Below are 26,225 nucleotides of genomic sequence, written 5' to 3' on the forward strand. Positions count from 1 at the left end.
GCGCTGGGCCGCGCTCATGTCGGCGGCCAGTTGCGCCGCGCCGTAGCGCTTCGGGTCCAGCCCGTCGGCGCCGGCGTCGGCGAGGACGTTCAGCAGCGCGGCGGCCGCAGGCCGCGGACGCGCCCCGTCCCACCAGATCAGCCGCCAGTCGCGCGCGCGATAGGCTTCGGCCAGCTCGCGGTCGGCGTAGGCGTCGACGTCCAGCGCCGCGCGCAGGCCGGGGCCCGCGGGGTTGGCGACGGTCTCGACCGCGCGACCGACGCAACCGGGCAGGGCCGCGACCGAAAGCGCGACCGCGGCCAGCGCGCCAGCCAGGGTCGCAACCCTGATCGGCTTCGCCGGCCGCGGTCCGTCGGAAGCGTTACGTGTGTCGATATCGCCGCCGGTCGGCGCGCTCAGCCCCGCTCTCCGGCCCGGCGCCGATGATGGCGCTCGCGCCGCTCTTCCTCGGTCGTGCTGGTCATCATCCGATGCGTCGGCTGGGTGGTCTCATAGGCCTTGCCCGTGCCCGCGCCGGTCGACATCCGGGTGGACGGCGTCGTCGTGGCGGCCGCGCCGGCTTCCGGTTCGGCCGGGGTGGTCTGGGTCATCATCCGGCTGGACGGCGTGGTGGTCGCCGACGACTGCGGAATGGTCGAGCGCGTCGTCGCGCTCGGCGACGTCGCCGTGGTTCCGGTCGTCGCGTGGCTGGGCTGGGTGGCCGTGGGCGACTGCCCATAGGACTGCGCCGCCGCGACGGCGCCCGTAGCGAGGGCCGCGGCAGCGGCCGCGGCGAGAGCGAGCTTGATATTCATTCGACAGCCTCCAATGAACTACGCAAAGGCGAGCCGAAAAACCGAGGCGTCCCTTAGGGTGTTCCCTTCGCCGCGCATTATCTCGATTGGCGTTACGGTTGATTTGCGTGGTGAAGATTTAGCGCGACCGCCGACTGATCTTTGTAGATCTTCGCTGGTTGCGTGAATGCTTCGACGCCCCCGCGCACGGCCCCAAACCGCGGGCGCGCGGGCGTGGAACCGGCGAAGCCACGGAGCTTTCCTTTTGGCGAGACCGGAGGCGGGCGATGAGCTGGTGGCGGCGGGGCGTGATCTACCAGGTCTATCCGCGCTCGTTTCAGGACGGCGACGGCGACGGGGTGGGGGACCTGGCCGGCCTGCGCCGGCGGCTGCCCTATCTGGCGGAGCTGGGGATCGACGCGGTCTGGCTGTCGCCGGTGTTTCCCTCGCCCATGGCCGACTTCGGCTACGACGTGGCCGACTACTGCGGGATCGACCCGCTGTTCGGCGACCTGGACCAGTTCGACGCCCTGGCGGCCGAGGCGCGGGCGCTGGGCCTGAAGCTGGTCATGGACTTCGTGCCGAACCACACCTCGGAACGCCACCCCTGGTTCCTGGAGAGCCTGGCCTCGCGCGAAAATCCACGGCGCGACTGGTACGTCTGGCGCGACCCGGCGCCGGGCGGCGGCCCGCCGAACAACTGGCTGAGCAGCTTCGGCGGCCCGGCCTGGACGTATCATCCGGCCAGCGGCCAGTACTACCTGCACTCCTACCTGCGCGAGCAGCCGGACCTGAACTGGCGCAATCCGCGGGTCCGGGCGGCCATGTACGACGTGCTGCGCTTCTGGATGCGCCGCGGGGTCGACGGCTTCCGGGTCGACGTGCTGTGGCGGCTGATCAAGGACGCCCAGTTCCGCGACGATCCGGTCAATCCCGCCTGGACCCCTGAGCGGCCTCAGGAGGAGCGGCTGCTGCCGCTGTTCTCCGCCGACCAGGCCGAGGTGCACGACGTGGTGGCCGAGCTGCGTCAGGTGGTCGACGAGTTTCCCGACCGGGTGCTGATCGGCGAGATCTACCTGCCGCTGGAGCGGCTGGTGACCTACTACGGCCGCGACCTGGCCGGCGCGCACCTGCCGTTCAACTTCCTGCTGCTGGAGACCGCCTGGCGGGCCGACGCGGTCGCCGCCCTGGTCGAGGCCTATGAGGCGGCCCTGCCGGACGGCGGCTGGCCGAACTGGGTGCTGTCCAACCACGACCGGGTCCGGGTGTCCGGCCGCGCGGGCGAACGCCAGGCGCGGGTGGCGGCCATGCTGCTGACCACGCTGCGCGGCACGCCGACCCTCTACTACGGCGACGAGCTGGGCCTGGGCCGTGTGCCGGTGCCGGCCGAGGCGGTGCAGGACCCCTGGGGAAAGAACGAACCGGCCTTCGGGCGCGACCCGTCGCGCACGCCCATGCAATGGGACGTCTCGATCAACGCAGGGTTCAGCATGGCCGAGCCCTGGCTGCCCCTGAGCGCGGACTGGCGCACGCGCAACATCATGACCGCCGGCGATGACCCTGGCTCGCTGCTGAACCTCTACCGGCGGCTGCTGGCCCTGCGGCGGGAGCGTCCGGCCCTGCACGCCGGCGGCTGGGCCCCGCTGGCGGTGGCTGGCGAGGTGTTCGCCTTCGAGCGCCGGGCCGGGGCCGAGCGGCTGGTGGTGGCGCTGAACTTCGGCGCTGAACCCCAGCGCCTGCACCGGCCCGACCTGGCCGGCGCGCGCGTGCTGCTGTCCACCGCCGGGCGGGACGAGGGGGCGACGCTGGCCGAGCCCGACCTGCGGCTGGCCCCCGACGAAGGCGTGATCCTCGAACCCGTGGGCTGAGGGCCTTCGCCGGGGTCGCGAGGCGACGAGGTCAGGCCGCCTTGCCGGCCGCCAGGGCGCGCACGTCGCCGGCCGTCAGCGTCTTGCCGCCGATGCCCCAGTCGCCCTGCTCGATCTCCTGGACGCGGACCCAGGTGACACCGCGCAGGGCTTCGCCTTCGATGGCGACCATGGTGTCGGTCACCTTCTGGATCATGTCCTGCTTCTGGGCGGGGGTGAAAACGTCCTTGATGACTTCGATTGTGACGAGCGGCATGTCCGGCTCCTTCTTGCTGTAAGCCGTCTCCTGGGTACGCCGCCCGACCCGCGCATGCTTGCAGATGGTCTGGAGTCGGGATGGAGATATGCTGGGGGCGGGCTGAGACCGGGGCGATGATCTACGCATTCGCGAGCTTCGAGCTCGACACGGCGAGGGTGGAGCTGCGCCACGGCGGCGCCCCGGTGCCTGTCGAGCCGCAGGTCTTCGCCCTGTTGAGGCTGCTGATCGAGAACCGCGAGCGCATGGTCTCGCGGGACGAGATCGTCGAGCGCGTCTGGGGCGGCCGCTTCATCTCCGACGCCGCCGTGTCCAGCCGCATCAAGTCGGCGCGCCAGGTGCTGGGCGACGACGGCCAGGCCCAGCGCTTCATCCGCACCGTCCACGGCCTGGGCTTCCGGTTCGTCGCCGAGGTGACGCAACGGTCCACGATCGAGGTCGTCGCCACGCCGCAGCCTCCGAAGCCGCCCGCCGAGGATCCGCGCCCCAGCATCGCCGTCCTGCCGTTCCGTCTGCTGGGCGACGCCGGTGCGCACTACGTCGTCGCGGACGCCCTGCCGCAGGACCTGATCACCGCCCTGTCGCGGCTGCACTGGCTGTTCGTCATCGCCCGCGCGTCGTCCTTCCGCTTCCAGCCCGACGCGCAGGACCTCGAGCAGGTGCGCGCGGCGCTGAACGTGCGCTACTGCCTGACCGGTCTGGTCGAGGTGCTGGGCGGCGCCATGAGCGTGTCGGTCGAGCTGAGCGACGCGGGCGAGGGCGGGGTGGTCTGGGCCGAGCGCTTCCGCTGCCCGATCGCCGACGCCCACGAGGTGCGCGAGGAGATCGTGCGGCGCGTGATCGGCGCGATCGAGTTCCAGATCCCGCTGAAGGAGGCGAACCGCGCCCGGCTGCGGGCGCCGGAGAACCTCGACGCCTGGTCGGCCTATCACCTGGGCCTGCAGCACATGTACCGCTTCACCAAGCCCGACAACGAGGCCGCCGCGCGTTACTTCACGCAGGCCGCCGCCCTCGAGCCGGCCTTCGCCCGCGCCTACGCCGGGCTGTCCTTCACCCACTTCCAGAACGCCTTCCTGCGCTACACCGACGACGGCGAGGAGGCCCGGCGGCAGGCCCGTCGCTACGCCGAGCAGTGCCTGGAGCGCGATCCGGCCGATCCGTTCGGAAACCTCGCCATGGGCCGGGCCCACTGGCTGAGCGGCGACCTCGACGCCAGCCTGCCGTGGCTGGAGCGTTCGACCGAGCTCAATCCCAACTACGCCCAGGCCCGCTACTCCCGCGCCTGGACGCTGGCTCTGCTGGGCGAGGCTGGCGAAAGCCGCAGCAATGTCGACACCGCCCTGGCGCTAAGCCCGCTGGACCCGCTGCGCTACGGCATGCTGGGCGTGCGCGCCTTCTCCCACCTGGTGCGCGAGGAGCCGGAGGAGGCCGCCCGCTGGGCCGAGCAGGCCGCCCTGTCGCCCGGCGCGCATGCGCTGATCGAGATGATCGCGGTGGCCGCCCACACCCTGAACGGCGATCCCGCGCAGGCGGAACGGTGGGCGCAGTCGGTGCGGCGACGCGCGCCGAACTTCACCCGGGACGACTTCCTGCGCGCCTTCCCGTTCCGGGCTGCGGGCGTGCGCAACACCGTGACCGCGGCGCTGGCCGCTCACGGCTTCTAGGCCTCCCCAGCCGAACCCTTGACCCGGCGCAGGGGTTATCTGGACGTAGTCCGGCCGCGAACGACGCGGCGAAGGAGCGCCGACCGTGGGGACCCGGCGAGGTCCGGTCCGGGGGCGGAGAACACCGACGCTTTGCAAGCTCGGCGCGGCCCTGCTCGGCCTCGTGCTCGCCTTGGCCGCGACCTCGGCCGCCCTGGCGCAAGCCGCCAGCGCCCCTGTCGTCGAGCTGGAAGTGGACGGCGCCATCGGCCCCGCCACGGCCGAGTACCTCGAGCACGGACTGAAGACCGCCGCCACGCGCAACGCCGCGCTGGTGATCATCCGCCTGGACACGCCGGGCGGGCTGGAATCCTCCACCCGCGACATCGTCCACGACATCCTGGCCTCGCCCGTGCCGGTGGCCACCTACGTCGCCCCGTCGGGCGCGCGCGCGGCCAGCGCCGGGACCTACATCCTCTACGCCAGCCAGTTGGCGGCCATGGCGCCGGGCACGCACCTGGGCGCCGCCACCCCGGTGCAGATCGGCGGCGGCGGCTCGCCCCTGGGCGGCGGGGGAGGCGAGGGCGAGAACAAGCCGGCCGCCGCCGACGCCGAGACGTCCAAGGTGGTCAACGACGCGGCCGCTTACCTGACCTCGCTGGCCGCCCTGCAGGGCCGCAACGCCAGGTGGGCCGAGCGCGCCGTGCGCGAGGCCGCCACCCTGACCGCCGACGACGCGCTGAAGCAGGGCGTGGTGGAGATCATCGCCCGCGACGTGCCCGACCTGCTGGCCCAGGCCGACGGCCGCACCGTCAAGCTGAACGGCCAGCCGGTCGTGCTGAGGACCACCGGGCGCCAGGTGGTGATCGTCGAGCCGGACTGGCGTTCGCGCTTCCTGGGCGTGATCACCAACCCGAACATCGCCTACCTGCTGCTGCTGGTCGGCGTGTACGGCCTGATCTTCGAGTTCCTGACCCCGGGCACGGTCGGCCCGGGCGTGGTCGGCGCCATCGCGCTGGTGGTCGGCCTGTTCGCGCTGAACCTGCTGCCGGTGAGCTATGCGGGCCTGGGCCTGATCGTGATCGGCATCGGCCTCCTGGTCGCCGAGGCGCACGCGCCGTCCGGCGCCTTCGCGGCAGGAGGGACGGTGGCCCTGGCGCTCGGCTCGCTGATGCTGTTCCGCGCCGCCGGCCCGGAATACCGCCTGTCGCCGGGCGTGATCGTGGTCGGCGTGGGCCTGAGCCTCGCCTTCTTCCTCGTGGTCATCGGCGCGGCCGTGCGCAGCCGCCGCCTGCGGGTGAGGACCGGGGCCAAGGCCCTGATCGACGCGCCGGCCGAGGTGCTCCGTTGGTCTGGCTATCACGGCACCGTGCGGGTCGAGGGCGAGGACTGGCGCGCCCACGCGACATCCCCGCTCGCCCCCGGCCAGGCTGCGCGCGTGACCGGCCGCGACGGCCTGACCCTCATCGTCGAACCCGAGGACCGGAGTCCCCCATGATCGCCCTGTTCGTCGTCCTGGTGCTCGCCGTGCTGGCGGTGATGCTGCTGCTGCAGGCGATCCGCATCCTGCGCGAATACGATCGCGGCGTGGTGTTCACGCTGGGTCGCTATACCGGGGTGAAGGGGCCGGGCCTGATCCTGCTGATCCCGATCGTGCAGCAGATGGTCAAGGTGAGCCTGCGCACCGTCGTGCTGGACGTGCCCAGCCAGGACGTGATCTCGCGCGACAACGTCTCGGTGAAGGTCTCGGCCGTGGTCTATTTCCGGGTGATCGACCCGGACAAGGCGATCATCCAGGTCCAGGACTTCCTGTTCGCCACCAGCCAGCTGTCGCAGACCACGTTGCGCTCGGTGCTGGGCAAGCACGAGCTGGACGAGATGCTGGCCGAGCGGGACAAGCTGAACCACGACGTCCGCGAAATCCTCGACAGCCAGACCGTGGCCTGGGGCGTGAAGGTCGCCAACGTCGAGATCAAGCACGTCGACATCAACGAGAGCATGGTGCGCGCCATCGCCCGCCAGGCCGAGGCCGAACGGGCCCGCCGGGCGCGGGTGATCAACGCCCAGGGCGAACGCCAGGCGGCCGACACCCTGGCCGAGGCGGCCGGCGTGCTGGCCAAACAGCCGGGGGCCATGCAGCTTCGCTACTTCTCGACCCTCCAGGACATCGGCGTGGACAAGAACACGACCGTGGTCTTCCCCCTGCCGATCGAGATGATCGAGGGCCTGAGCCGCCGCGCTTCCAAGACCTGAGCTTCGTCGCGCAACCACCTGCACCGTCGAGTGTTTTTCCCGGGCACGGATCTTCGGATCCGACGGAGGCGGCGATGCACGGCCCACGACCATGGCGGGCGCGCGCGGCACGGACCACGGCGGCGGGCGCCGTTCTGCTGATGCTGTCGGCCTGCGCCTCGACGCGAATGCCCAAGGGCCTGCCCGGCGCCGCGCACGAGGCCGACATGACCGACGTCGCCGGCGCGGCCACCCAACCGCTGCAGGACTTCAACATCCAGAAGGTCGAGATCCCGAAGGTCCTGCTCGACGCCAGGGCCGACACCTATCGGGCGCCGCCGCTCGACTGCGAAGGTCTGATCAAGGAGATCGAGGCGCTCGACGCGGCCTTGGGCGCCGACCTCGACGTCGAACCGGCCAGGGGCGACGACAACCCGACCATGGAGGTGGTCGAGGGCGCGGTCCGCAGCCTGTCCACCAGCTGGATCCCGTTCCGCGGGGCCATCCGCCAGGTCACCGGCGCCAACGCCCACGCGGCCAAGGTGGAGCAGGCGGTCGTGGCCGGGGCGGTGCGCCGGGGCTACCTGAAGGGCGTGGGCGAAAAGGCCGGCTGCAAGCCGCCGGCCGCTCCGTCGCGCGTCGTGCCGATGGCGCCGGCGCCCAAACCCTAACCGGCGTGCTCCAGCGCCCGCGCCAGGTCGGCGGCCTGGAACGGCTTGTTCAGGGTCTCGACGTCCCGGTAGCCCTCGCTCAGCCCCTGCACGCCGTAGCCGGTGGCGAAAATGAAGGGGACGTGGCGTTCGCGCAGCACGTCGGCGACCGGGAAGGACTTTCCCTCGCCCAGGTTGACGTCCAGCACGGCGGCGTCGATCGGCGCCGTGCGGGCCATCTCCAGCGCCTGCTCCAGCCGCATGGCCGGCCCCACCGGCTCGTGGCCGAGGTCCTCCAGCATGTCGGCGACCATCATGGCCACCAGCATCTCGTCCTCGACCACCAGAACCCGCAGGGGCGTCTCCTCCGTCATGACGGCGACAGGCGCGCCAGCGGCGCGTCGATGGTGCAGACCAGTCCCTCGGGGCGATAGTCGATCTGCACGTCGGCCTCCAGTTCGCCGGCCAGGCCCTGTTCGATCAGCCGCGTGCCGAAGCCCGACCGCGCCGGGGGCATGACCGGCGGCCCGCCGCTTTCGCGCCAGACCAGATGCAAGCGCCCGTCCTCGACCGACCAGCGCACCTCGACCGTCCCCTCGTCGCCGAGCGCGCCGTACTTCGCCGCGTTCGCGCCCAGTTCATAGGCCGCCATCGAGATCGCCAGCGCCGCCTTGGGCGTCAGGCGCACGACCGGTCCCTCAAGCCGGACGCGTTGCGGCGCCCGATAGGGCAGGACCGCCTCGGCGATCACCTCGGCCAGGTCGGCGCTCTCCCAGTTGCGCCGGGTGAGAACGTCGTGGGCCCGCGCCAGGGCCTGGATGCGGACAATGAAGCGCTGTCGCGCCTGCTCCGGGTCGATGTCGGCCTTGAGGGTCTGCTGGGCGATGGCCTGGACGGTGGCGAGGGAGTTCTTCACGCGATGGTTCAACTCGTTGACCAGAAGCTCGCGGTGTAACTCCGCGCGCTTGTGTTCGGTCACGTCGCGGGCCACGCCGATCATGCGGACCGCTCGGCCTTTGTCGAACAGGACGCGACCTTCCTCGGCGAGCCAACGCTCGTCGCTCGACCCCGGCGCAGGCTGGAGCCGGAATTCAGTCGCGTAATCGGCGGTTCCCCCCGGGTCGAGCGCCGCGTCGACGGCCGCCACGACGCGCGGCCGGTCGGCCGGATGCACCAGGTCGACAAAGCCGTCGAAGTTGATTTCGGTGCCCGGCGGCAGGCCGTACAGCGCCCGGCATCGGTCGTCCCAGACGACTTCGCCGGTGAGCGGGTCGTAGTCCCACGCCCCGATGTCGGCGGCCTCCAGCGCAAGCGCGCGGAACGCCTCGCTCTCGATGAGCGCCGCCTCGGCCCGCCGCTGTTCGGTCACGTCGCGGAACCAGACGCCCACGCCTTGCGGAGTCGCGAACAGCCGGAACTGGAGCAGGCGCCCCGCCTGCACGACCGACGCCGCTTCGTAGTTCTTGGGCGTGCGGTCGCGCATGACCTCCCGCAGGTTGGCCTCCAGGGTCGAGCCGATCAGCGCCGGGAACGCGTCCCAGAGCAAGCCGCCCACGACGTCGTCCGGGGGAACGGCGGCGTGCCGTGCGGTCGTCGAATTTATCAGCGTGATGCGCCAGTCCCGGTCGACGCCGAAGAAGCCGTCGCCGACACCCTCGATGACGTCGCGCAGACGCCCGCGCTCGATCTCGATCTCCGCCTTCCGGTGCGCCAGATCCGCGACGGCGGCGTCCTTGTCGATCACCGCCTGGCGGAACACGGCCAGCGCGCGCGCCATCTCGCCGATGTCGCCGGCGCTGTGGACATGCGGAACCGGCGCCTCCGTGCCGCCCGCCGCCAGGGCGCGCATGCGGTCGGTGATGTCGATCAGCGGCGCGCTGATCCGCCGGCCCCACCAGGCCCCCAGCAGCGACATGGCCACGGCCGTCAGGGCCAGCAGCAGCAGGACCTTCTCGCGGATGTCGCGCACGCCGGCGAAGGCGTCGGCCGCCGGCTCGCGGGTGACCACCACCCAGCCCAGGCCGGGGAAGCCCGGCTGGGCGGGCGCGAGGGCCGCCGCCACCGCCTCGCCGTGCAGCACGGCGGCCACTGCGGGAACGCCGTCGGGACGGCTCGCCAGCAGGTCGAGCAGCCAGGGCGGTCTCGGGTCCGGAGCGTTCGGCAGCGAGTCGAAGATCAGTTCGCCTCCGGGACCGAAGATCTGGAACCGCCGGTCCGAGCGGGCGATCTGCTGGCGCTGGGCGATCATCTCGCGCGCCGTCGCCCCCACCCGGTGAAAGTCGAAGAGATTGACCAGGACACCCAGGGTGCTGCCGTCGGCGGCGTGCACGGGCGCGGCGATCGGCAGGACGTGGCCGTCGTCGCCGTAGATCTTTCCGACGTAGTCCGCCTTCATCGGCGCGCCGACGATCGTCGGGGGCGCGCGCTTGGCCGGTCCGTCGAGGTCGCGCGCGGCGGCCAGCCACGGCTCGCCCGACAGGTCGCGCGCGTATAGCGGTGCGGTGTCCAGCGGGCGCCCGTCCGGGTCGCCGCTGTTGACCGCCAGCACCTCGCCCGTGGGCGAAACCAGCATGATCAGGCGATAGGCGTCGTAGAGATCGACATAGTCGTTCATCGCCCGGACCAGAGGCCCCGTTCCGGGCGTGCGCCAGGCCGTCGGGTCGCGCGTGTAGGGATGAAGGGCGAAGGCGCGGGTGTCGGCGACACGCTCGAACAGGCCCCGGTTCAGGACGGCGCCCATCTCCAACGCCAGCTGCTCATGCTCCTTGAGGATGTCGCGCTCCAGCCGCGGTTCGAGCACCAGCAGGTAAACCACCAGGGTCGCGAAGAGCGGCGCGAGCCCGGCCGTCAGCAGGGCCGCCGCGACGGTCGCTCTCAGGCTGAGCGGTCGAACCGGCCACGTCATCCAGGGTCTCGCTGGAGGGGCGCGCGCCCCCTCGGAAGATCAAAATCCGTGGTTCCGGGCCGAGGTTCCGCGCCGCGCGGACGGGTGGGTTCCGCGTCGACGCTGTCGATTTTACCCCCCGCGTCGCTGGACCCGGGCGGGCGACGGGCGCAGAAGCCCCGGCCGGCGGCGGCGCGCTCCGTCGCCGTCACGGGAAGGAGACCTTTCGATGCTCCGTCGTTCGATCGCCGCGGCCGCTCTGGTCACGGCCCTTGCGGGGGCCGCGCCGGCCTTCGCCGACACCAGCGTGCTGTTCGGCAACACCCTTCAGGTCACCCACGCCGGCAAGACCGGCAAGGTCTACGTGGACCAGGGCGGGACCTACACCCAGGTCAAGGCCGACGGTTCGAAGGTGTCGGGCACCTGGACCGACACCGAGGGCAAGTTCTGCCTGACCCAGACAGCGCCCCAGCCGGTGGCGGCGCGCTGCATGCCGGCCATCACCCAGAAGGTCGGCGACACCTGGACCGCCGGGCCGGGCGGCGCGATGACGCTGAGCATCGTGAAGGGGCGCTAGGCTCCAACCTGGCGGGCCACGACGGCGTCGACGTCGACGCCGTCGGGCAGGGCGCCGTAGCTGCGCCCGCCCAGGCCCGCCAGCCGTGAGGCGCAGAAGGCGTCGGCGACCGCCGCCGGCGCATGACGCACCAGCAGGGCGCCCTGCAGCAGGAGCGCCATGCGCTCGGTCAGGTGGCGCGCGTGCGCTTCCGCCGGCGGGGCGGCCAGCTGGTCGGTCAGCTCGCGCGCGGCGGCGTCGAAGCGGGCGTCCTGGTCCTTCGCCTGAGCGATCTCGGCGACGTAGGCCTCCAGCGCCGCGGGCTCGCGTTGCAGGGTGCGCAGCACGTCCAGGGCGATGACGTTGCCCGAGCCCTCCCAGATGCCGTTCAGCGGCGCCTCGCGGTAGAGACGGGGCAGGGGGCTCTCCTCCACGTAGCCGGCGCCGCCGTGGCACTCCATGCACTCGTAGACGAAGTCGGGGTTGCGCTTGGTCAGGCCGTACTTGCCCAGCGCCACGGCCAGGCGGGCGAAGGCGCGCTCATGTTCGCTCGTCCCGTCGAAGGCTGAAGCCACGCGCATGGTCAGGACGGCGGCCGCCTCGTACTCGACGGCGAGGTCGGCGATCACCGCGCGCATGGCCGGCTGGTCGATCAGGGTCTTCTGGAAGGCGCGCCTGTGCCCGACATGCCAGGCCGCCTGGGCCAGCGCCATGCGCATGATCCCCAGCGTGCCCGCCATGGTGTCCAGCCGCGTGTGGTGGACCATGTCCAGGATCACCTGGACGCCCCGGCCTTCCTCGCCCAGCAGCCAGGCGAAGGCGTCGTGGTACTCGATCTCGCTGGACGCGTTGGACTTGTTGCCCAGCTTGTCCTTCAGCCGCATGACCTGGACGGTGTTGCGCTCGCCGTCAGGCGTGATGCGCGGGACCAGGAAGCAGCTCAGGCCCTGGTCGGTGTAGGCCAGGGTCAGGAAGCCGTCGCTCATCGGCGCTGAACAGAACCACTTGTGGCCGACCAGGCGGTAGGCCTCGCCCGGCCCACCGGCCTCCAGGGGAAAGGCGCGGGTGGTGTTGGCCCGCACGTCGCTGCCGCCCTGCTTTTCGGTCATGGCCATGCCGACCGTGATCCCGGTCTTCTCGGCGATGGGCTTCAGCGGCGCGTCGTAGGTCCCGCCCAGGATCTTGTCGGCCCAGGCCTGGCCTACGCCCGGCTGGCGCCGCAGCGCCGGGACCGAGGCGTAGGTCATGCTGATCGGGCACATGGTCCCGGCGTCGGCCTGGGTGTGCAGGGCCAGCAGGGCGGCGTGGGCGACGTGGCCGCCGGGCCGGCCGGCGGTCCAGGCGATGTCGTGGATCCGGTGTTCGGTCGCGAGCGCCATCAGCGAATGGTAGGCCGGGTGGAAGCGCACCTCGTCCAGGCGCCGGCCGTAGCGGTCGAAGCTGACCAGCTCGGGCGGATAGCGGTTGGCCTGCTCGCTCCAGTCCAGCACCTGCTCGGAGCCGACCACGGCCCCGAAGGCCGACAGCGGCGCCTCGACCCAGTCGCCGCCTTCACGGACGGCCGCGTCCTTCAGCGCCGCGTCGGTCGCGAACAGGTTCCGCCCCGCGAACTCCGGCGGTTGGTTGAACACCTCGTGGGTTTCCAGGTGCGTCGAGGGGGCGAAGCGGGACATCGGCGGGCTCCGGTCGAGGCCGAGAGCTTGGTCGGGTGCGGGGCCGATGTCAGCCCCCATCGTGAACCGCGTTCACCCGCCGTGATCGAGGGTGACGAACAGCTCGTTCTCCAGCACCCATTGGCCCAGCACCTTGCGCCAGGTGGCGAGGTAGGTCCCCGACTGCTGCTGGTCCTTCCAGGTCCCGACCCAGCGGCCGCTCTCGGCGGCGCGGGCACCCTCGTCGTCGACGGTCACGGTCTCGGTCGTGCGCACGTAGGCGGTAAACGTCGGATCGCGGAACTGGGCGTCGAAGGCGGCGACCACCTCGTCGGCGCCCAGGATCAGCGACCCGTCGCCGGCGATCAGCTTCATGTCCGCCGCGAAGAACGGGCGCAGGCGCGCCGCCTCGTGGGCGGCGATCAGCTTGTTGGTCAGCTTGCGGCGGGCGCGGATCGCGTCTTCGGGGGCGGTCATCGGCCTGCGATAGCGGGCACGGACGCGCGTCTCAACCGTTTCGCCTGTGCAAACGCAAGAGGCGGCCCATGACCGGCAAGGGCAGGCGAGACTTCCAGGGCAAGGAGCGCATCGACCTGCGCGATCGGCACGAGGTCGAGTACTGGGCGAAGCGCTGGCACGTCAGCCGCGAACAGCTGACCGCGGCGGCCCACAAAACCGGACCGAACGTCCACGACGTCGCGGCTGAACTGGGAAAGGACCTCAGGTCCTAGCGGCGGTCTCTACGGAATTTGGCCGCGTCGGCCGCCAGCGAGCCGCCCCAGAGGTCGGCGGCGCCGGGCTTTTCGGCTTCAAACGGCAACTCGCCGGCTACGCCGCGCACGGCCAGCCAGAGTTGCAGGTTGAAATGACCGAACATCCGAAGCGGCCGGCGCTTGGCGTCAGTGACGTCCCAGCCGACCGCTTCGAAAGCTTCGATCTGATCGCGTACCGGCAGGCGGTCCACCCCGTCCCAGTCGGCCGGCTTCAGGTCGTCCGCCTGGTCGGCGGTGATCCCGAAGTTGGCCGTGGAGCAGGCGTCGATCTCCGGGAACTCCTCGCGCGCGTCAGGCTCCGCATAGCGGGGCTTCATCAGCGCCTTGGTCTCCAGGTCGGCGACGCCGGGCAGATCGATCAGCCGGCGCAAGCGATCACTCCTCCGGCGGGCGGAGGTTGATCGCCGAGGCGCGGCCGTCGCGGCCGGTCTCGAGGTCATAGCTGATGCGGTCGCCTTCCATGGGGTCGCCGTGGCCCGCACGCTCGACGGCGCTGACATGGACGAACACGTCCTTGCCGCCGTCGTCCGGCTGAACGAAACCGAACCCCTTGGTGGGGTTGTACCACTTGACCACGCCCGTCGCCATCTCAGCATCCTCTTCCGCGGCTCTCGGCCGCTTTCGCTCCGGTGTTTGCCGCGCTCTCGTCAAGGAATCCAGCGCGATTAACGCATACCGGCGTTCGCGGGCGGAATTTCGTTACAAATCGGCCACGACGTCCAGCACGCGCGCCCTCAGCCAGGCGTGCGCCGGATTGCGGTCGTGACGCTTGCGCCAGTACATCTTGATCTCCGGAACCGGCACGGAAATCGGCGGCAGATAAACCGAAAGCCCGAGCTCTGTGGCGACCGCGTCGGCGAACTGGCGCGGCACGCAGGCGATCAGCCCGCCGCGCGCGACCGCCAAGGCCACGCTCTGGAAATGGGGCAGGGCCAGAACCACCTCGCGGGTGCGCCCCGCCTCGGCCAGGGCCTGGTCGACCAGCCCGCTCATGCTGCCGTCGATCGAACGGATGGCCTGGGGCAGGGCGCAGAAGCCGTCCAGCGGGAAGGCCTCGCCCGGGCGGGCGCCGACATTCTCGCTCCGGGCGGCGATCACCGCGAAGGGCGACAGGAACAGCCGTTCGCTCGAAATCCACGACGGCGTCGACAAGGGCCGCTCCAGGGCCAGGTCGATGGCGTCTTCCTGGAGCAGGCGGTCGACCTCGCCGCGGGCGCTGTCGACCAGGCGCAGGCGCACGCCCGGCGCCTCGGCTCGCACCCGCTCGAACAGCCGCGGCAGCACCAGGGTCGAGAAGAAGTCGGCGCCCATCAGGGTGTAGGTGCGGGTGCTGGCGGCGGGATCGAACCGGTCGTCGCCGCCCAGCGCCGTCTCGAGCTGAGCCAGGGCGGCGCGGACCGGCTCGGCCAGGGCCTCGGCCCGCGGGGTGGGGACCATCTCGGTTCCCCGCCGGACGAACAGCTGGTCCTGCAGCGCCGCGCGCAGGCGACCCAGGGCGGCGCTGACCGCCGGCTGGCTCAGGCCGACGCGTTCACCGGCGCGGGTGACGCTGCGCTCGCGCATCAGGGCGTCGAACACGCGCAACAGGTTCAGGTCGAAGGCGGCGATATTCATCGCGCCGATCCGGCCCATGCGATCATTCGATTTCTCCCCGTCCGGCCCCGCGCCTAGGGATGGCGCATCCGAAGGAGGAGAGAAAGCCGTGGCGCTAGAGGCCCTGTGGTTCCTGAACACCCGCGTCGAAATCCGCCGTCCCTCGGCCGACGGCGCCGACGGCGTCTCGATCGCCGAGCACCGCATGCCGTTCGGCGATTCCGCGCCGCTGCACGTGCACGAACGGGAGGCGGAGATCTTCCACCTACTGGAAGGGGAAATGCGCTTTCGCGTCGGCGAGACCGAAACCCTCGCGCGGCCCGGCGACACCCTGGTCGCCCCGCCCGGCGTGCCGCACACCTTCCGCGTGGAGTCGGCTAAGGGGGCGCGCTGCCTGGTGATCACGCCGGGCCCCGACTTCGAGGGGCTGATCCGCGCCGCCGCCCGCCCAGCCGAGGGGCCGGGCCTGCCGCCCGCATGCGCGCCGACGGCGGATCAGATCGAGGCCCTGGGCGCGCTGGCCCTCGCCAACCGCATCGAGCTGCTGGGTCCGCCGATGTGAACGCGGGGAGGGCGCCGCAACGTCACCTTCGCACCTGCAAAAATGACGCGTGACCGCCGTCGAAAAGCGCGCTTAACCTGAGCGGATCATCATCTCCTTTTCGGCCCCGGTCCCGCTCCCATGTCGTCTCGCGAGTTCCATTCGATCCGCCGCCTGCCGCCCTACGTGTTCGAGGAAGTGAACCGTCTGAAGGCACGCCTGCGGGCCGAGGGCGCAGACGTGATCGACTTCGGCATGGGCAATCCGGACATGCCGACGCCCAAGCACATCGTCGACAAGCTGGTCGAGGCGGCCCAGAACCCCGCCGCCCACGGCTATTCGACCTCGAAGGGGATTCCCGGCCTGCGCCGCGCGGTGGCCGGCTATTACGACCGTCGCTACGACGTGAAGCTGAACCCGGACACCGAGGTCGTCGTGACCCTCGGCTCCAAGGAAGGCTTCGCCAACCTGGCCCAGGCCATCACCGCGCCCGGCGACGTGGTGATCTGTCCGAACCCGGCCTATCCGATCCACACCTTCGGCTTCCTGATGGCCGGCGGCGTCGTGCGCCACGTGCCGGCCCTGTCGCCGGAGGACTACCTGTCGGGCATCAGCCGCGCCGTGCGCCACTCCGTGCCCGCGCCCTCGGTGCTGATCGTCAGCTATCCGTCCAACCCGACCGCCCAGACCGTCGACCTCGACTTCTACAAGGAGGTGATCCGGCTGGCCGAGAAGCACGACCTCCTGGTGCTGTCGGACGTGGCCTATTCGGAGATCTACTTCGAGAACAACCCGCCGCCGTCGATCCTGCAGGTCGAGGGCGCCAAGAAGCGGGCGGTGGAGATCAACTCAATGTCCAAGACCTACGCCATGGCCGGTTGGCGCATGGGCATGGTCGTGGGCAATCCGGAGCTGTGCGCCGCCCTGGCGCGGGTGAAGTCCTACCTCGACTACGGCGCCTTCACGCCGATTCAGGTGGCGGCGTCGGCGGCGCTGAACGGCCCGCAGGACTGCGTGGCCGAGATCCGCAACACCTACAAGTCGCGCCGCGACGTGCTGGTCGAGAGCCTGGGCCGGGCCGGCTGGAACATTCCCGCCCCGCCGGCCTCCATGTTCGCCTGGGCTCCGATGCCGGAGAAGTTCCGCGACATGGGCTCGATCGAGTTCGCCAAGCTGCTGATGGAGCAGGCCCACGTGGCCGTCGCGCCGGGCGTCGGCTTCGGCGAGTACGGCGAGGGCTATGTCCGCATCGGCCTGGTCGAGAACGAACAGCGCATCCGCCAGGCCGCCCGCAACATCAAGAAGCTGCTCAACGGCGACGCCAAGGGCGTGAAGGCGGCCTGAGGTCGAGCGAGTCAGGCGTGCGACTGAGCCTGCGTGTCCGCGCTTCCCGCTAGTTCGGCGGCGCACTCGGAGACGCGCGCCACGGTGGATCCAGCCTCTAGCGCAAAGGCTCGGCTTCGGCCCGTGTAGAGGGTTTCCTCCACCAGCTTTCCGTCGCGGCGCCAGTGCATTGACCTGACGATGGTGAACAGGCCCGCACTGAGGTCATCAACGCGCTCGAAAAGCGCATAGTCCCACCGTTTGTATCGCCCCTCCGTCATCATGGGACCGTCGGGAACGTAAAGGCACATGGACCGAAGCTGGGGCCCCTCGCGGGTCACCAAGCCGCGATGGACGTGCCATTGGGCTCCTTCGTGGTCGGTTCCGACGAAGACCCAGTCCGCACTGTCGGGACGCAGGTGGACCGGCGGCCCGACGGGGGCAGGTGTGCTGCTCGGTGAGATGCGGCCGATTGTGCGGAGCAGACGCTGGAATAGGGCAGCCATCGCCGCCTCTCAGTTCCGGCGCTCGGCCGTCAGCGCAGGCTTCGGCGCGGCGACGATCAGGAACACGCCGCTCTGCGCTCCGGCCACTACGGCGGCGGTGTCGCCGCGCGCGGACGACACCTTGGCGCGGCCGATCGGCGGCAGGCCCTCGATCACGCCGTTGATGTAGGCGGCCTTGAGCGCGAAGTTGACGTTCTGGACGATCTCGCGGTCGGCGCTCATCTCCTGCTTGCCGACGATCAGGCCGACGACGGAGCCGTCCGCGGCGATCACGGGACCGCCGCTGTTGCCGCTCTGAACCGGGATCGAGACCTGCAGGTAGCGATGGTCGTCGGCGCGGCCGGTCGCGACGTCGACCCCGGCCAGCGAGCTGACGTCGCCGGTCGTCATCTTGACCGCGCCCACGCCCAGTTCGTCCGCCAGCGGATAGCCCAGGGTGAGCACTCGCGCGCCCAGCGCCGGCGCCGTGGGACTGACCCGCAGCGCGGCGTGGCGGGACGTGTCGAACAACGGCTTCAGCACGGCTACGTCGTTGGCCGGGTCGTTGCGGATCACCTGGGCGGCGCCGAGCCGGCGGCCTTCCTGGAACACCTCGACCTCCGTCATCTCGCCCACGACGTGACTGGCGGTGACGATGTAGCCCTGGCCGGCGAGCCAGCCGGTCCCGGTATGGGTGGCCCCCGGAGCGCTGCAGGCGGCCTTGGCGACCTCGGCCACGCCGGTGTCGCCGACCGGGCGTACCGGCGCGGTCTCAAGCGGGTGACGGTCCACCGCCACCAGCAGGCCGGAGCTGTTGTAGTAGTCGGACGAGAGCACGACGTAGGTCTTCTCGTCGCATACGAAGATCGCCTGCTCGACGATGCGGCTGTAACCACGTCCGTCCTCCAGCTCGAGCGGCTTGGCGAAGTCGCCGCGCACGACGATGGCGGCGGTCGAGCCGTCCCGGTAGGCCGAGGGCGTGAGCACGGACAAGGTCGCGCCGCGGCCCTGGTCGGGCCCCAGCGACCGCCAGTCGCCGGGCTCGACCTTGTCCAGGCTGACGCCGGACTGCAGAGCCGTGGCCTGCGCGCCCAGCCGGCAGATGGTCGAAGCGACGAGCTCGCCCACGCTGCCGGGCGGGTGCGGACCGAATTTCAGGGGGCCTTCGGCGCGGTCCACCTCGACGTCGCGGCCGTCGTAGCGGGTGTAGAGAATGACTTCGGTCGCCATGGTGGCGGCGGTGCAGTCGTCGATCCGCGCGTGGAGCTGGTAGTCGTACTTCTGATTATTCAGCGGCGACTTGTGACGCTTGCGCGGGGTGTAGGTCATCCAGGAGTAGACCACCCCGCCATGGCGCACCATCGACACACGGTCGACCTGGATCTCTCCCTCGTTGTCGGAGAAGACCGTCACCCAGTCGACTGGCTTCTCTTCGGCGCGCGCCGGCCCCGCGGTCGTCGTCGAGATGAGCGCGACCACGGCGCCCAGCGCCCCGGCCAGGAGGCGGATCGCCCGCGGCGATAGGTCGATCAGGACGCGCACAATCATCCCCCGGTCGTCGAGTCGTCTGGCGTTTCGTCGACCGATGTTATCGGAATGTTCTCATCGGCGCTACAGCCAAGCTTGCTCTCGCGCCGTCCCGGAGCCGCGGCTAGTGGTGGCCGCCGCCGTCGCCGCCGCCGTGACCGGTGTCGTGGCCGCCGTGGCCGCCGTGGCCGCCGTGACCGTCGCCGCCGTCATGGCCGTGGCCATGGGCCTGGGCGGACGAGAGGTCGGCGATGGTGAAGTCGGCGCCGCCGAAGCAGGCTGCGGAGACCTCGCCGCGCATCCGGTTGTAGTCGCCGGCTTCCGCCCGGGCCTTCTGGTCGGCGTCGAAGGCCTTCCGATCGGCGAACATGGCCACCGCGAAGCTCGCGTAGGTGTCGCTGAGCCCGTACCGCCCGATCGTCGCCCGCACCTGGGCGGGCGTGCAGTTGCGCGCCGAGCCGTAGTCGCGCCGGAGCAGGCCGGGCAGCCGGGTGCGATAGCGGCTGATCGCCCGACGTCGCATGAACCATCCGAACATGGCGCGCCTCACGCCGCCGGCAGCGGGCGCGGCTTGCGCTCGGCGTCGATGGCCACACAGGTGAACAGGCCCTGCGTCACCTTGACGATATCGGCCTCGTGGCGGTGCCGGCGCCAGGCTTCGACCTCGATGCGCATGGAGGTGCGGCCGGTGGAGACGAGGCGGGCGTAGAGGCTGACCTCGTCGCCGACGCTGACCGGCTCGTGGAACACCATGCCTTCGGCTGCGACGGTGACGATGCGGCCGCCGGCCCGGCGGGTGGCGACGCTGCCGGCCGCCAGGTCCATCTGCGACATCAGCCAGCCGCCGAAGATGTCGCCGGCCGGATTGGTGTCGGCCGGCATGGCGATGGTGCGGATCACCGGCGTCGCGCCGTTCGGATCGATCGGCGTGGGCGGGCAGGGGGCGGCGGGCTTCTTCTTTTTCTTTCCGAACAACATGCGCCCCTCCTGACACGCCGGCGGCGCGCAGCATAACGCCGGTCGGGCGGGGCGCCAGCCGGCTCGCCTGCTCGTAGAGCCGCGCTGGCCGAGTTCATGCGCCGCCGCTATCTCTTCGGCGCCGCCACGCCGACCAGGAGACGCGCCCATGACCCTTCGCATCGTCCGCCTCGGCACGCCGCGCGCGCTCGACGAAGGCCTGCGCGTCGGTACGGTCCGCCGTCCGCCGCGCGGGGTGAAGAGGGAGAACTACGCGTCGGAGGACTGGTACGACGTCTGGTATCCGGACCTGTCGCCCAGCGCCGAGCTGATGGCCCGGGGGAAGGACGCCCAGACCGACAAGGACTGGGACGGCTTCGTGCGCGCCTTCCGCTCCGAGATGGCCGAGCCGCACGCCGCGCGGACGCTGGACCTGCTGGCGGCCCTGTCGCACGGCGCGAACCTGTCGGTCGGCTGCTATTGCGAGGACGAGACCCGCTGCCACCGTTCGGTGCTGCGCCAGCTGCTGACGGACCGCGGCGCGCGCCTCGCCGGTTGATCCGGAACGGCGGCATCCGAGGCTCGGTTTACTTTGCTCCGTGCACGGCGTAGTCAGCCGCGCCCCACGGCGTGCGCCGTCGGTGCTTCGTCGGTCCAGTGCGGGGTTCCATGCTGAAGCTGTTCAGCGCGCTCATGCCCAAGGAAGAGCGCTTCTTCGATATGTTCAACCGCCACGGCCAGACCCTGGTCGCCGGCGCCGAATCCCTGCGCGCCATGATGGAGCCCGGCGCCGACGTGCAGGAGCAGTGCCGCAAGGTCGCCCAGCACGAGCACGAGGCCGACCTGGTCGCCGCCGAGGTGATGACGGCGGTGCACCGCACCTTCATCACCCCGTTCGACCGCATCGACATCCAGGAGCTGACCAGCTCGCTCGACGACGCGATCGACCAGATGCACAAGACCTCGAAGGCGGTCACGCTGTACGACGTGACCAAGTTCGAGCCGGCCATGCTGGAGATGGCCGACACCGTCGTGCAGGCCGCCAAGCTGACGCTGGAAGCGCTGCCGCTGCTGAACAAGATGGGCCCGAACGTCGGCCGTCTGAACGCCCTGACCGCCGAGATCGTGCGCGTCGAGGAGAAGTCGGACGAACTGTTCGACAAGGGCATGAAGGCCCTGTTCCAGACCTACGGCGAGACCTCGCCGATGAAGTTCATCGTCGGCGCCGAGATCTACGACCACCTCGAAAAGGTCGTCGACCGCTTCGAGGACGTCGCCAACCGCATCAGCGGCATCGTCATCGAGCATATGTGAGACGACGACAGTGGACGCCGGCTTCATCCTCGCGGTCATCCTGATCGGCATCGCGCTGCTGTTCGACTTCCTGAACGGCCTGCACGACGCCGCCAACTCGATCGCCACCGTCGTCTCCACCCGCGTGCTGTCGCCGCGCATAGCGGTGCTGTGGGCGGCGTTCTTCAACTTCATCGCCTTCCTGTTCTTCGGCCTGCACGTGGCCTCGACGGTCGGCAAGGGCATCATCAACGCCGACATCATCACCGACCAGGTGATCTTCGGGGCGCTGATGGGCGCGATCTCGTGGAACGTGATCACCTGGATCGGCGGGATCCCGTCGTCGAGCTCGCACGCCCTGATCGGCGGCCTGCTGGGCGCGGGCATCTCCAAGGCCGGGTTCGAGGCCGTGGTCATGCAGGGCGTGGTCAAGACGGCGTCCGCCATCGTGCTGTCGCCGACGATCGGCTTCCTGCTGGCGCTCGTCCTGGTGCTGATCGTCTCGTGGACCTTCCTGAAGTCCACCCCGGCCTTCGCCGACGGCTTCTTCCGCAAGGCGCAGCTGGTCTCGGCGGCCGCCTATTCGCTCGGCCACGGCGGCAACGACGCCCAGAAGACCATGGGCATCATCACCGTCCTGCTGTTCGCCCACGGCATGATCCCCGAGTTCAACGGCCCCGAGGACGTGCCGCTGTGGGTGGTGCTGACCTGTCAGGCGGCCATGGGCCTGGGCACCATGTTCGGCGGCTGGAAGATCGTCCACACCATGGGCTCGAAGATCACCCGCCTGTCGCCGCAGCAAGGCTTCTGCGCGGAGACCGGGGGCGCCCTGACCCTGTTCCTGTTCACCAACCTCGGCGTTCCGGTCTCGACCACCCACACCATCACCGGCGCCATCGTCGGCGTGGGCGCCGCCCGGCGCATGTCGGCGGTGCGCTGGAACATCGCAGGGCGAATCGTCTGGGCCTGGATCATCACCATGCCCATGGCCGCCGTGATCGCCGCGGCCTTCTACTATCTCGCCGGCCTGTGGACCCACTGACCCTGTGACGACGCACACCGCCCACGCCCCGAAAGTCGAGCACGGCCAGCCCGCGGCCCAGTACGCGGCGCTGCCCTGGCGCATCCTCGAGGGCGGCGTGGTCGAGGTCATGCTCGTCACCTCGCGCGAGACCAAGCGCTGGGTCGTGCCCAAGGGCTGGCCCATGGAAGACCACGAGCCCTGGGACGCCGCCGCCCGCGAGGCGCTGGAGGAGGCCGGGGTCGAGGGCGAGGTCGAGGCCTGGCCGCTGGGCAGCTACCGCTACGACAAGCGCCTGAAGCGCGGCAACACGCGGCCCTGCGAAGTGCAACTGTTCGCGCTCCGCGTCGAACGGGAGCGCAAGAAGTGGCCCGAGAAAAGCCAGCGCACCCGCCAGTGGTTCAGCGTCGAGGCCGCCGCCGACGCCGTGCACGAGCCGGATCTCGCCGCCCTGATCCGCGCCTTCGGGGCCCGCGACTGAAGGCGTCGACGCGCGGGACTTCGCGATTGGCCGCGAAGCGGGCATAAGGCGCCTTATGGACAAGTATCTGCTTGTGGCCGCGGGGGGCGCCGCGGGCTCTCTCGCGCGTTACGCCATGGGCGTTCAGGCTGGCCGGCTGCTGGGCCCGGGCTGGCCCTACGGCACCTTCGCCGTGAACCTCGTCGGCGGCCTGCTGATGGGTGTGCTGGCCGGGTGGCTGGCGCACCGCGGCGGCGCCGACCAGGAGCGCTGGCGTCTGCTGCTGGGCGTGGGCGTGCTGGGCGGCTTCACCACCTTCTCGGCCTTCTCCCTGGAAACGGCGCTGATGATCGAGCGCCGGGAACTGGCCACGGCCGCCGGCTACATCTCCGGCTCCGTCGTGTTTTCCGTCGCGGCCCTGTTCGCAGGCCTGCTTATCGCGCGAAGGGCGTTCGCATGACCAAGACCGTCACCGACCAGGCCGAGGCGCTGCTGCGCGCCGGCAAGCCGCGTGAGGCGCTGACCCTGATCCAGCCGGTCGCGGCCGCGGCGGACGCGCCGGTCGCGGCCCTGCGCCTGTGCGCCATGGCGCTGCGCACCTGCGGCAAGCGCCGCGAGGCGCTCGACTACGACCTGCGCATCGTCGAGCTGGCCCCCGAGGAGCCGCAAGGCTGGCTGGCGCTGGGCGCGACCCTGATGCTGTGCGGCCGCCCGGTCCCGGCCGCCCACGCCGCCGAGCAGGCGCGCAAGCTGGGCGCCGACGGCCCGGTGACGGTGCTGCTGCAGGCCCGCGCGCTGGTCCAGCAGGGCGCGATCTTCGACGCCGAGGCGCTCCTGAAGGACGGCCTGTTGCGCGAGCCGGAACATCCCGAGCTGCACCGCGAGCTGGCGCAGATCGTGTGGATGCGCACCGGCGACGCCGACCAGGCGCTGGCGGCGCTGGATCGCGCCAAGGCCGAACGGCCCGGCGCGGCCGGCCTGATCGCCGTGCGCGCTTCGGCCATGGAGCTGGTCGGCCGTCACGCCCAGGCCTGGGCCGAGGTCCGGACGCTGATCCAGCAGGGCGTCGCCGCCGTGCCGGTCGACGTGATCGGCGCCGACCTGGCGCTGAAGGCCGGCGACCTCGACTCCGCGCTGAAGCTGTCGGCGCGGGCCGCCAAGTACGCCGCCAACAATCCGGTCGTGCTGCAGCGCCTGTGCCGGGTGCTGCTGGCCGCCGGCGACGCCGAGCGGGCCCTGCTGGTCGCGCGCGAGCTGATCATGCTGAACCCGGGCGACCAGACCAGCCTGGCCCTGCTGGCCACGGCGTCGCGCGCCGGCGGCGGGCGCGAAGCCGGCACGCTCTACGACTACAAATCCTTCGTCCGCACCTACAAGATCGAGACGCCGGCCGGCTGGCCGACCCTGGAAGCCTTCCTAGCCGACCTGAAGACCAAGCTGGACGAGCTGCACCAGTTCGACCACCACCCGCTCTACCAGTCGCTGCGCCACGGCACCCAGACCTCGGGCGACATCTCGGCCTCGGACGAGCCGGTGCTGGTGGCCCTGTTCAAGGCCTTCGACACGCCGATCCGCGAGTACATGGCGGCGGTGGGGCAGGGGCCGGACCCGGTCCGCGCCGTCAACACCGGCGACTACGCCATCGCCGGCGGCTGGTCGGCGCGGCTGAAGCCGAACGGCTTCCACGTCGATCACATCCACCCGATGGGCTGGCTGTCCTCGGCCTTCTACGTCGAGACCCCGACCGAGGCGCTGGACAGCCCCGACCGCGAAGGCTGGATCCGCTTCGGCCAGCCGGAGATGCCGCTGCGCAATCCGCTGCCGGCCGAGCACTACGTGCGCCCGGAGCCGGGTCTGCTGGTGCTGTTCCCGTCCTATATGTGGCACGGCACCGTGCCGTTCACGACCGACGAAGGCCGCATGACCGTGGCCTTCGACGTTCGTCCCCTATGAGTATCCGGAGAGCGTTCGCGTGAGCCGTGAGGTCAAGATCCTGTTCGTGGGCGCCGGCGAGGACGACGTGCGCCTGGACCGCTGGTTCAAGCGGCGCTGGCCGCACGTCAGCCACATCCAGCTGCAGAAGCTGCTGCGCTCGGGCCAGATCCGGGTCGACGGCGCGCGGGCCGACGCCGCGACCCGGCTGACCGCAGGGGCCCAGGTCCGGGTGCCGCCGCTGCCCGAGGTGCAGGAGAAGCGGGAAGGGGAGAAGCCCAAGCTGACCCCGCGCGACGTCGCCTACGCCAAGTCGCTGGTGCTCTACGAAGACGAAGAGGTCATCGCCCTGAACAAGCCCTCGGGCCTGGCCGTGCAGGGCGGCACCAAGACCACCAAGCACGTCGACCGGCTGCTGTCGGCCTGGGGCGAGGGGCTGGAGCGTCCGCGCCTGGTCCACCGCCTGGACCGCGACACCTCCGGCGTGCTGCTGCTGGGCAAGACCCCGAACGCGGCGGCCCGGCTGGCCGGCGCCTTCGCCCGTCGGCGCGCCAAGAAGACCTACTGGGCCATCGTCGCCGGCGATCCGCGCCCGCCCGAGGGCGTCATCGACCTGCACCTGGTGAAGAAGGGCATCGGCGACCGCGAAATGGTCCGTCCGGCCGATCCGAAGGAGTTCGGGGCCGAGCCGGCCGAGACCGAGTACGTCACCGTCTCGCGCGCCGGCCACCGGGCGACCTGGCTGGCCCTGCGCCCGCACACCGGCCGCACCCACCAGCTGCGCGCCCACATGCAGGCCATCGGTCACCCGATCCTGGGCGATCCCAAGTACGGCAACGAGGAGTCGAACGAGCTGGGCCGCGGCCTGTCCCTGCAGCTCCACGCCCGCCGGATCGAACTCGACCATCCCGGCGGCGGCCGGCTGGTGATCGAGGCCCCGCTCTCCAAGGAGATGAAGGAAGGCTTCGAACGCTTCGGCTTCGACGAGCACGAGGCCGACGCCGAGCCCTTCGGCCACCGCAAGGGCGGCAAGGGCGGTCGGCGGTGATCGCCGGCGGCCCCACGTCCGCGCAGCTGGCCGAACAGCTGCTGGCCCAGGGCCGCGTCGACGAAGCCCTGCGCCTGACCGCGGAGCTGGCCAACGCGCCCGCGGTCAGCGCCAACCACCTGCAGCTCCACGCCGAGGCGTTGAAGGCGGCCGGGCGCCACGAGGAGGCCGCCGAGTCCAACCGGCGCGCCACCCTGATCTCGCCTCAGGACCGCATCGCCTGGCACAACTACGCCTCCGTGCTGGGCGACCTGAACCGCAACGACGAGGCCAAGGCCGCCGCCGAACGCGCCATCAAGATGGGCCTGGAGGCGCCGGAGACCCGACTGGTCTACGGCCGCGCCCTGCTGGGCCTGGGTAAGCTGGACGAGGCCGAGGCCGCCTATCGCGACGCCCTGTTCCGCCGACCGGCCTACGGCGAGGCGCACCGCGACCTGGCCCAGCTGATCTGGATGCGCACGGCCGACGTGGACGCCGCGCTGAAACCCCTGGACCGCGCCGACCCGCAGAACGCCAACGCCGAGCTCGCCTCCGTGCGCGCCCTGGTTCTGGACCGCGGCGGGCGCCCCCGCGAGGCCTACGAGGTGCTGAACGCGGCGATCGCGCGCCATCCCGGCGATCCGCGCCTACGCCTGTCCGCCGCCCAGGCCGCCGCCGACCTCGGCGAGGACGCCGCCGCCGTGCGCCTGGCCGAGTCCGTCGCCCAGGTCGCGCCGGGCGTGCCGGCGGTCGAGGAAGCGCTGTGCACGGTCTATCTG

The 26,225-nt window shown here is 71.1% G+C and carries 29 protein-coding genes; 17 read left to right on the forward strand and 12 right to left on the reverse strand.

Going from position 1 to position 26,225, the window contains the following annotated elements; all coding sequences use genetic code 11:
• Positions 1–395: 395 nt before the first annotated feature.
• Entirely contained in the window at positions 396–794 is a 399-nt protein-coding gene (locus G3573_RS08395; protein WP_163260639.1) for a hypothetical protein, read from the reverse strand.
• A 266-nt stretch (positions 795–1,060) separates the two neighbouring features.
• Between G3573_RS08395 and G3573_RS08400 the strand changes: the two genes are divergently transcribed.
• On the forward strand, positions 1,061–2,641 hold the full coding sequence (locus G3573_RS08400; protein ID WP_163260640.1) for an alpha-amylase family glycosyl hydrolase: 1,581 nt from the start codon (positions 1,061–1,063) through the stop codon (positions 2,639–2,641).
• A gap of 31 nt (positions 2,642–2,672) precedes the next feature.
• Here the strand turns inward: G3573_RS08400 and G3573_RS08405 are convergent, their stop codons facing one another.
• Complete coding sequence (locus G3573_RS08405; protein ID WP_163260641.1) at positions 2,673–2,897, reverse strand: tautomerase family protein; 225 nt, start codon at positions 2,895–2,897, stop codon at positions 2,673–2,675.
• 116 nt (positions 2,898–3,013) lie between these two features.
• Between G3573_RS08405 and G3573_RS08410 the strand changes: the two genes are divergently transcribed.
• The 4 genes from G3573_RS08410 (at position 3,014) to G3573_RS08425 (ending at position 7,443) form a co-directional block, all read left to right on the forward strand.
• Positions 3,014–4,561 (forward strand): winged helix-turn-helix domain-containing protein, encoded by a 1,548-nt coding sequence (locus G3573_RS08410; protein WP_163260642.1) that lies wholly within the window; start codon positions 3,014–3,016, stop codon positions 4,559–4,561.
• Between the two features lie 163 nt (positions 4,562–4,724).
• Positions 4,725–6,038 carry a nodulation protein NfeD gene (locus tag G3573_RS08415; protein WP_163260643.1) on the forward strand — a complete coding sequence of 438 codons (1,314 nt, stop codon included), beginning with the start codon at positions 4,725–4,727 and terminating at the stop codon, positions 6,036–6,038.
• Entirely contained in the window at positions 6,035–6,793 is a 759-nt protein-coding gene (locus tag G3573_RS08420; RefSeq protein WP_163260644.1) for a slipin family protein, read from the forward strand. The genes G3573_RS08415 and G3573_RS08420 overlap by 4 nt, the downstream gene beginning before the upstream one ends.
• Before the next feature lie 74 nt (positions 6,794–6,867).
• A complete protein-coding gene (locus G3573_RS08425) occupies positions 6,868–7,443 on the forward strand; it encodes a hypothetical protein (RefSeq protein WP_163260645.1) in 576 nt (191 codons plus the stop codon).
• On the opposite strand, the gene G3573_RS08430 is transcribed toward G3573_RS08425, so the two are convergent.
• Positions 7,440–7,796, reverse strand: a complete 357-nt coding sequence (locus G3573_RS08430) for a response regulator (RefSeq protein WP_163260646.1) — start codon at positions 7,794–7,796, stop codon at positions 7,440–7,442. The two genes, G3573_RS08425 and G3573_RS08430, sit on opposite strands and share 4 nt — an antisense overlap.
• A complete protein-coding gene (locus G3573_RS08435; RefSeq protein WP_163260647.1) occupies positions 7,793–10,327 on the reverse strand; it encodes an HWE histidine kinase domain-containing protein in 2,535 nt (844 codons plus the stop codon). The genes G3573_RS08430 and G3573_RS08435 overlap by 4 nt, the downstream gene beginning before the upstream one ends.
• Positions 10,328–10,535: 208 nt before the next feature.
• Here G3573_RS08435 and G3573_RS08440 point away from each other — a divergent pair, with 208 nt between their 5' ends.
• Positions 10,536–10,883 (forward strand): hypothetical protein, encoded by a 348-nt coding sequence (locus G3573_RS08440; RefSeq protein WP_163260648.1) that lies wholly within the window; start codon positions 10,536–10,538, stop codon positions 10,881–10,883.
• Here the strand turns inward: G3573_RS08440 and G3573_RS08445 are convergent.
• The gene (locus G3573_RS08445) at positions 10,880–12,535 is read right to left on the reverse strand and encodes an isovaleryl-CoA dehydrogenase (RefSeq protein WP_163260649.1); all 1,656 of its coding nucleotides are present in this window, start codon (positions 12,533–12,535) and stop codon (positions 10,880–10,882) included. The two genes, G3573_RS08440 and G3573_RS08445, sit on opposite strands and share 4 nt — an antisense overlap.
• 72 nt (positions 12,536–12,607) lie before the next feature.
• On the reverse strand, positions 12,608–12,991 hold the full coding sequence (locus tag G3573_RS08450) for a DUF4440 domain-containing protein (protein WP_163260650.1): 384 nt from the start codon (positions 12,989–12,991) through the stop codon (positions 12,608–12,610).
• Between the two features lie 68 nt (positions 12,992–13,059).
• Between G3573_RS08450 and G3573_RS08455 the strand changes: the two genes are divergently transcribed.
• Positions 13,060–13,245 carry a DUF3606 domain-containing protein gene (locus G3573_RS08455; RefSeq protein ID WP_163260651.1) on the forward strand — a complete coding sequence of 62 codons (186 nt, stop codon included), beginning with the start codon at positions 13,060–13,062 and terminating at the stop codon, positions 13,243–13,245.
• On the opposite strand, the gene G3573_RS08460 is transcribed toward G3573_RS08455, so the two are convergent.
• The 3 genes from G3573_RS08460 to G3573_RS08470 all read right to left on the reverse strand — a co-directional run bounded on the left by G3573_RS08460 (position 13,242) and on the right by G3573_RS08470 (position 14,901).
• Positions 13,242–13,658: a hypothetical protein gene (locus G3573_RS08460; protein WP_240454588.1), complete on the reverse strand. Its 417-nt coding sequence runs from the start codon at positions 13,656–13,658 to the stop codon at positions 13,242–13,244. The two genes, G3573_RS08455 and G3573_RS08460, sit on opposite strands and share 4 nt — an antisense overlap.
• Before the next feature lie 4 nt (positions 13,659–13,662).
• Positions 13,663–13,875: a cold-shock protein gene (locus tag G3573_RS08465; RefSeq protein WP_163260652.1), complete on the reverse strand. Its 213-nt coding sequence runs from the start codon at positions 13,873–13,875 to the stop codon at positions 13,663–13,665.
• A 111-nt stretch (positions 13,876–13,986) separates the two neighbouring features.
• On the reverse strand, positions 13,987–14,901 hold the full coding sequence (locus G3573_RS08470; protein WP_163260653.1) for a LysR family transcriptional regulator: 915 nt from the start codon (positions 14,899–14,901) through the stop codon (positions 13,987–13,989).
• A gap of 88 nt (positions 14,902–14,989) precedes the next feature.
• Here G3573_RS08470 and G3573_RS08475 point away from each other — a divergent pair, with 88 nt between their 5' ends.
• Both G3573_RS08475 and G3573_RS08480 read left to right on the forward strand, forming a co-directional pair.
• Positions 14,990–15,442 (forward strand): cupin domain-containing protein, encoded by a 453-nt coding sequence (locus G3573_RS08475; protein WP_205598150.1) that lies wholly within the window; start codon positions 14,990–14,992, stop codon positions 15,440–15,442.
• Positions 15,443–15,562: 120 nt separating this feature from the next.
• A complete protein-coding gene (locus G3573_RS08480) occupies positions 15,563–16,765 on the forward strand; it encodes an LL-diaminopimelate aminotransferase (RefSeq protein ID WP_163260655.1) in 1,203 nt (400 codons plus the stop codon).
• 494 nt (positions 16,766–17,259) lie between these two features.
• Here the strand turns inward: G3573_RS08480 and G3573_RS08485 are convergent, their stop codons facing one another.
• From G3573_RS08485 to G3573_RS08495, 3 genes are all read right to left on the reverse strand, one after another.
• Positions 17,260–18,777: a serine protease gene (locus G3573_RS08485; protein ID WP_163260656.1), complete on the reverse strand. Its 1,518-nt coding sequence runs from the start codon at positions 18,775–18,777 to the stop codon at positions 17,260–17,262.
• 103 nt (positions 18,778–18,880) lie between these two features.
• Positions 18,881–19,294: a DUF6559 family protein gene (locus G3573_RS08490; protein WP_163260638.1), complete on the reverse strand. Its 414-nt coding sequence runs from the start codon at positions 19,292–19,294 to the stop codon at positions 18,881–18,883.
• An 8-nt stretch (positions 19,295–19,302) separates the two neighbouring features.
• Positions 19,303–19,638 (reverse strand): acyl-CoA thioesterase, encoded by a 336-nt coding sequence (locus G3573_RS08495; protein ID WP_240454591.1) that lies wholly within the window; start codon positions 19,636–19,638, stop codon positions 19,303–19,305.
• A gap of 244 nt (positions 19,639–19,882) precedes the next feature.
• Here G3573_RS08495 and G3573_RS08500 point away from each other — a divergent pair, with 244 nt between their 5' ends.
• The 8 genes from G3573_RS08500 to G3573_RS08535 all read left to right on the forward strand — a co-directional run.
• Positions 19,883–20,272 carry a DUF488 family protein gene (locus G3573_RS08500; protein ID WP_163260658.1) on the forward strand — a complete coding sequence of 130 codons (390 nt, stop codon included), beginning with the start codon at positions 19,883–19,885 and terminating at the stop codon, positions 20,270–20,272.
• A 110-nt stretch (positions 20,273–20,382) separates the two neighbouring features.
• Entirely contained in the window at positions 20,383–21,027 is a 645-nt protein-coding gene (locus tag G3573_RS08505; protein WP_163260659.1) for a DUF47 domain-containing protein, read from the forward strand.
• A gap of 10 nt (positions 21,028–21,037) precedes the next feature.
• Positions 21,038–22,048, forward strand: coding sequence for an inorganic phosphate transporter (locus G3573_RS08510; RefSeq protein WP_163260660.1), 1,011 nt, complete (start codon positions 21,038–21,040; stop codon positions 22,046–22,048).
• Between the two features lie 4 nt (positions 22,049–22,052).
• Positions 22,053–22,508 (forward strand): NUDIX hydrolase, encoded by a 456-nt coding sequence (locus G3573_RS08515; protein WP_346427360.1) that lies wholly within the window; start codon positions 22,053–22,055, stop codon positions 22,506–22,508.
• A gap of 55 nt (positions 22,509–22,563) precedes the next feature.
• A complete protein-coding gene (gene crcB, locus G3573_RS08520) occupies positions 22,564–22,947 on the forward strand; it encodes a fluoride efflux transporter CrcB (protein WP_163260661.1) in 384 nt (127 codons plus the stop codon).
• Positions 22,944–24,440, forward strand: a complete 1,497-nt coding sequence (locus G3573_RS08525; protein WP_163260662.1) for a putative 2OG-Fe(II) oxygenase — start codon at positions 22,944–22,946, stop codon at positions 24,438–24,440. The genes crcB and G3573_RS08525 overlap by 4 nt, the downstream gene beginning before the upstream one ends.
• A gap of 19 nt (positions 24,441–24,459) precedes the next feature.
• Positions 24,460–25,467, forward strand: coding sequence for an RluA family pseudouridine synthase (locus G3573_RS08530; protein WP_163260663.1), 1,008 nt, complete (start codon positions 24,460–24,462; stop codon positions 25,465–25,467).
• Positions 25,464–26,225: tetratricopeptide repeat protein (locus tag G3573_RS08535; protein ID WP_163260664.1), on the forward strand; the 762-nt coding region annotated here is incomplete at its 3' end. The genes G3573_RS08530 and G3573_RS08535, both read left to right, overlap by 4 nt.

Origin of the sequence: Caulobacter sp. 17J65-9, assembly GCF_010975005.1 — a bacterium.
Lineage (GTDB): Bacteria > Pseudomonadota > Alphaproteobacteria > Caulobacterales > Caulobacteraceae > 17J80-11.

Excerpts from the sequence above, each read along its gene's own strand:
- G3573_RS08395 (WP_163260639.1), bottom strand. The coding sequence starts at position 794 with ATGAATATCAAGCTCGCTCTCGCCGCGGCCGCTGCCGCGGCCCTCGCT.
- G3573_RS08400 (WP_163260640.1), top strand. The coding sequence starts at position 1,061 with ATGAGCTGGTGGCGGCGGGGCGTGATCTACCAGGTCTATCCGCGCTCG.
- G3573_RS08405 (WP_163260641.1), bottom strand. The coding sequence starts at position 2,897 with ATGCCGCTCGTCACAATCGAAGTCATCAAGGACGTTTTCACCCCCGCC.
- G3573_RS08410 (WP_163260642.1), top strand. The coding sequence starts at position 3,014 with ATGATCTACGCATTCGCGAGCTTCGAGCTCGACACGGCGAGGGTGGAG.
- G3573_RS08420 (WP_163260644.1), top strand. The coding sequence starts at position 6,035 with ATGATCGCCCTGTTCGTCGTCCTGGTGCTCGCCGTGCTGGCGGTGATG.
- G3573_RS08425 (WP_163260645.1), top strand. The coding sequence starts at position 6,868 with ATGCACGGCCCACGACCATGGCGGGCGCGCGCGGCACGGACCACGGCG.
- G3573_RS08430 (WP_163260646.1), bottom strand. The coding sequence starts at position 7,796 with ATGACGGAGGAGACGCCCCTGCGGGTTCTGGTGGTCGAGGACGAGATG.
- G3573_RS08435 (WP_163260647.1), bottom strand. The coding sequence starts at position 10,327 with ATGACGTGGCCGGTTCGACCGCTCAGCCTGAGAGCGACCGTCGCGGCG.
- G3573_RS08440 (WP_163260648.1), top strand. The coding sequence starts at position 10,536 with ATGCTCCGTCGTTCGATCGCCGCGGCCGCTCTGGTCACGGCCCTTGCG.
- G3573_RS08445 (WP_163260649.1), bottom strand. The coding sequence starts at position 12,535 with ATGTCCCGCTTCGCCCCCTCGACGCACCTGGAAACCCACGAGGTGTTC.
- G3573_RS08450 (WP_163260650.1), bottom strand. The coding sequence starts at position 12,991 with ATGACCGCCCCCGAAGACGCGATCCGCGCCCGCCGCAAGCTGACCAAC.
- G3573_RS08455 (WP_163260651.1), top strand. The coding sequence starts at position 13,060 with ATGACCGGCAAGGGCAGGCGAGACTTCCAGGGCAAGGAGCGCATCGAC.
- G3573_RS08465 (WP_163260652.1), bottom strand. The coding sequence starts at position 13,875 with ATGGCGACGGGCGTGGTCAAGTGGTACAACCCCACCAAGGGGTTCGGT.
- G3573_RS08470 (WP_163260653.1), bottom strand. The coding sequence starts at position 14,901 with ATGAATATCGCCGCCTTCGACCTGAACCTGTTGCGCGTGTTCGACGCC.
- G3573_RS08480 (WP_163260655.1), top strand. The coding sequence starts at position 15,563 with ATGTCGTCTCGCGAGTTCCATTCGATCCGCCGCCTGCCGCCCTACGTG.
- G3573_RS08485 (WP_163260656.1), bottom strand. The coding sequence starts at position 18,777 with ATGATTGTGCGCGTCCTGATCGACCTATCGCCGCGGGCGATCCGCCTC.
- G3573_RS08490 (WP_163260638.1), bottom strand. The coding sequence starts at position 19,294 with ATGTTCGGATGGTTCATGCGACGTCGGGCGATCAGCCGCTATCGCACC.
- G3573_RS08495 (WP_240454591.1), bottom strand. The coding sequence starts at position 19,638 with ATGCCGGCCGACACCAATCCGGCCGGCGACATCTTCGGCGGCTGGCTG.
- G3573_RS08500 (WP_163260658.1), top strand. The coding sequence starts at position 19,883 with ATGACCCTTCGCATCGTCCGCCTCGGCACGCCGCGCGCGCTCGACGAA.
- G3573_RS08505 (WP_163260659.1), top strand. The coding sequence starts at position 20,383 with ATGCTGAAGCTGTTCAGCGCGCTCATGCCCAAGGAAGAGCGCTTCTTC.
- crcB (WP_163260661.1), top strand. The coding sequence starts at position 22,564 with ATGGACAAGTATCTGCTTGTGGCCGCGGGGGGCGCCGCGGGCTCTCTC.
- G3573_RS08525 (WP_163260662.1), top strand. The coding sequence starts at position 22,944 with ATGACCAAGACCGTCACCGACCAGGCCGAGGCGCTGCTGCGCGCCGGC.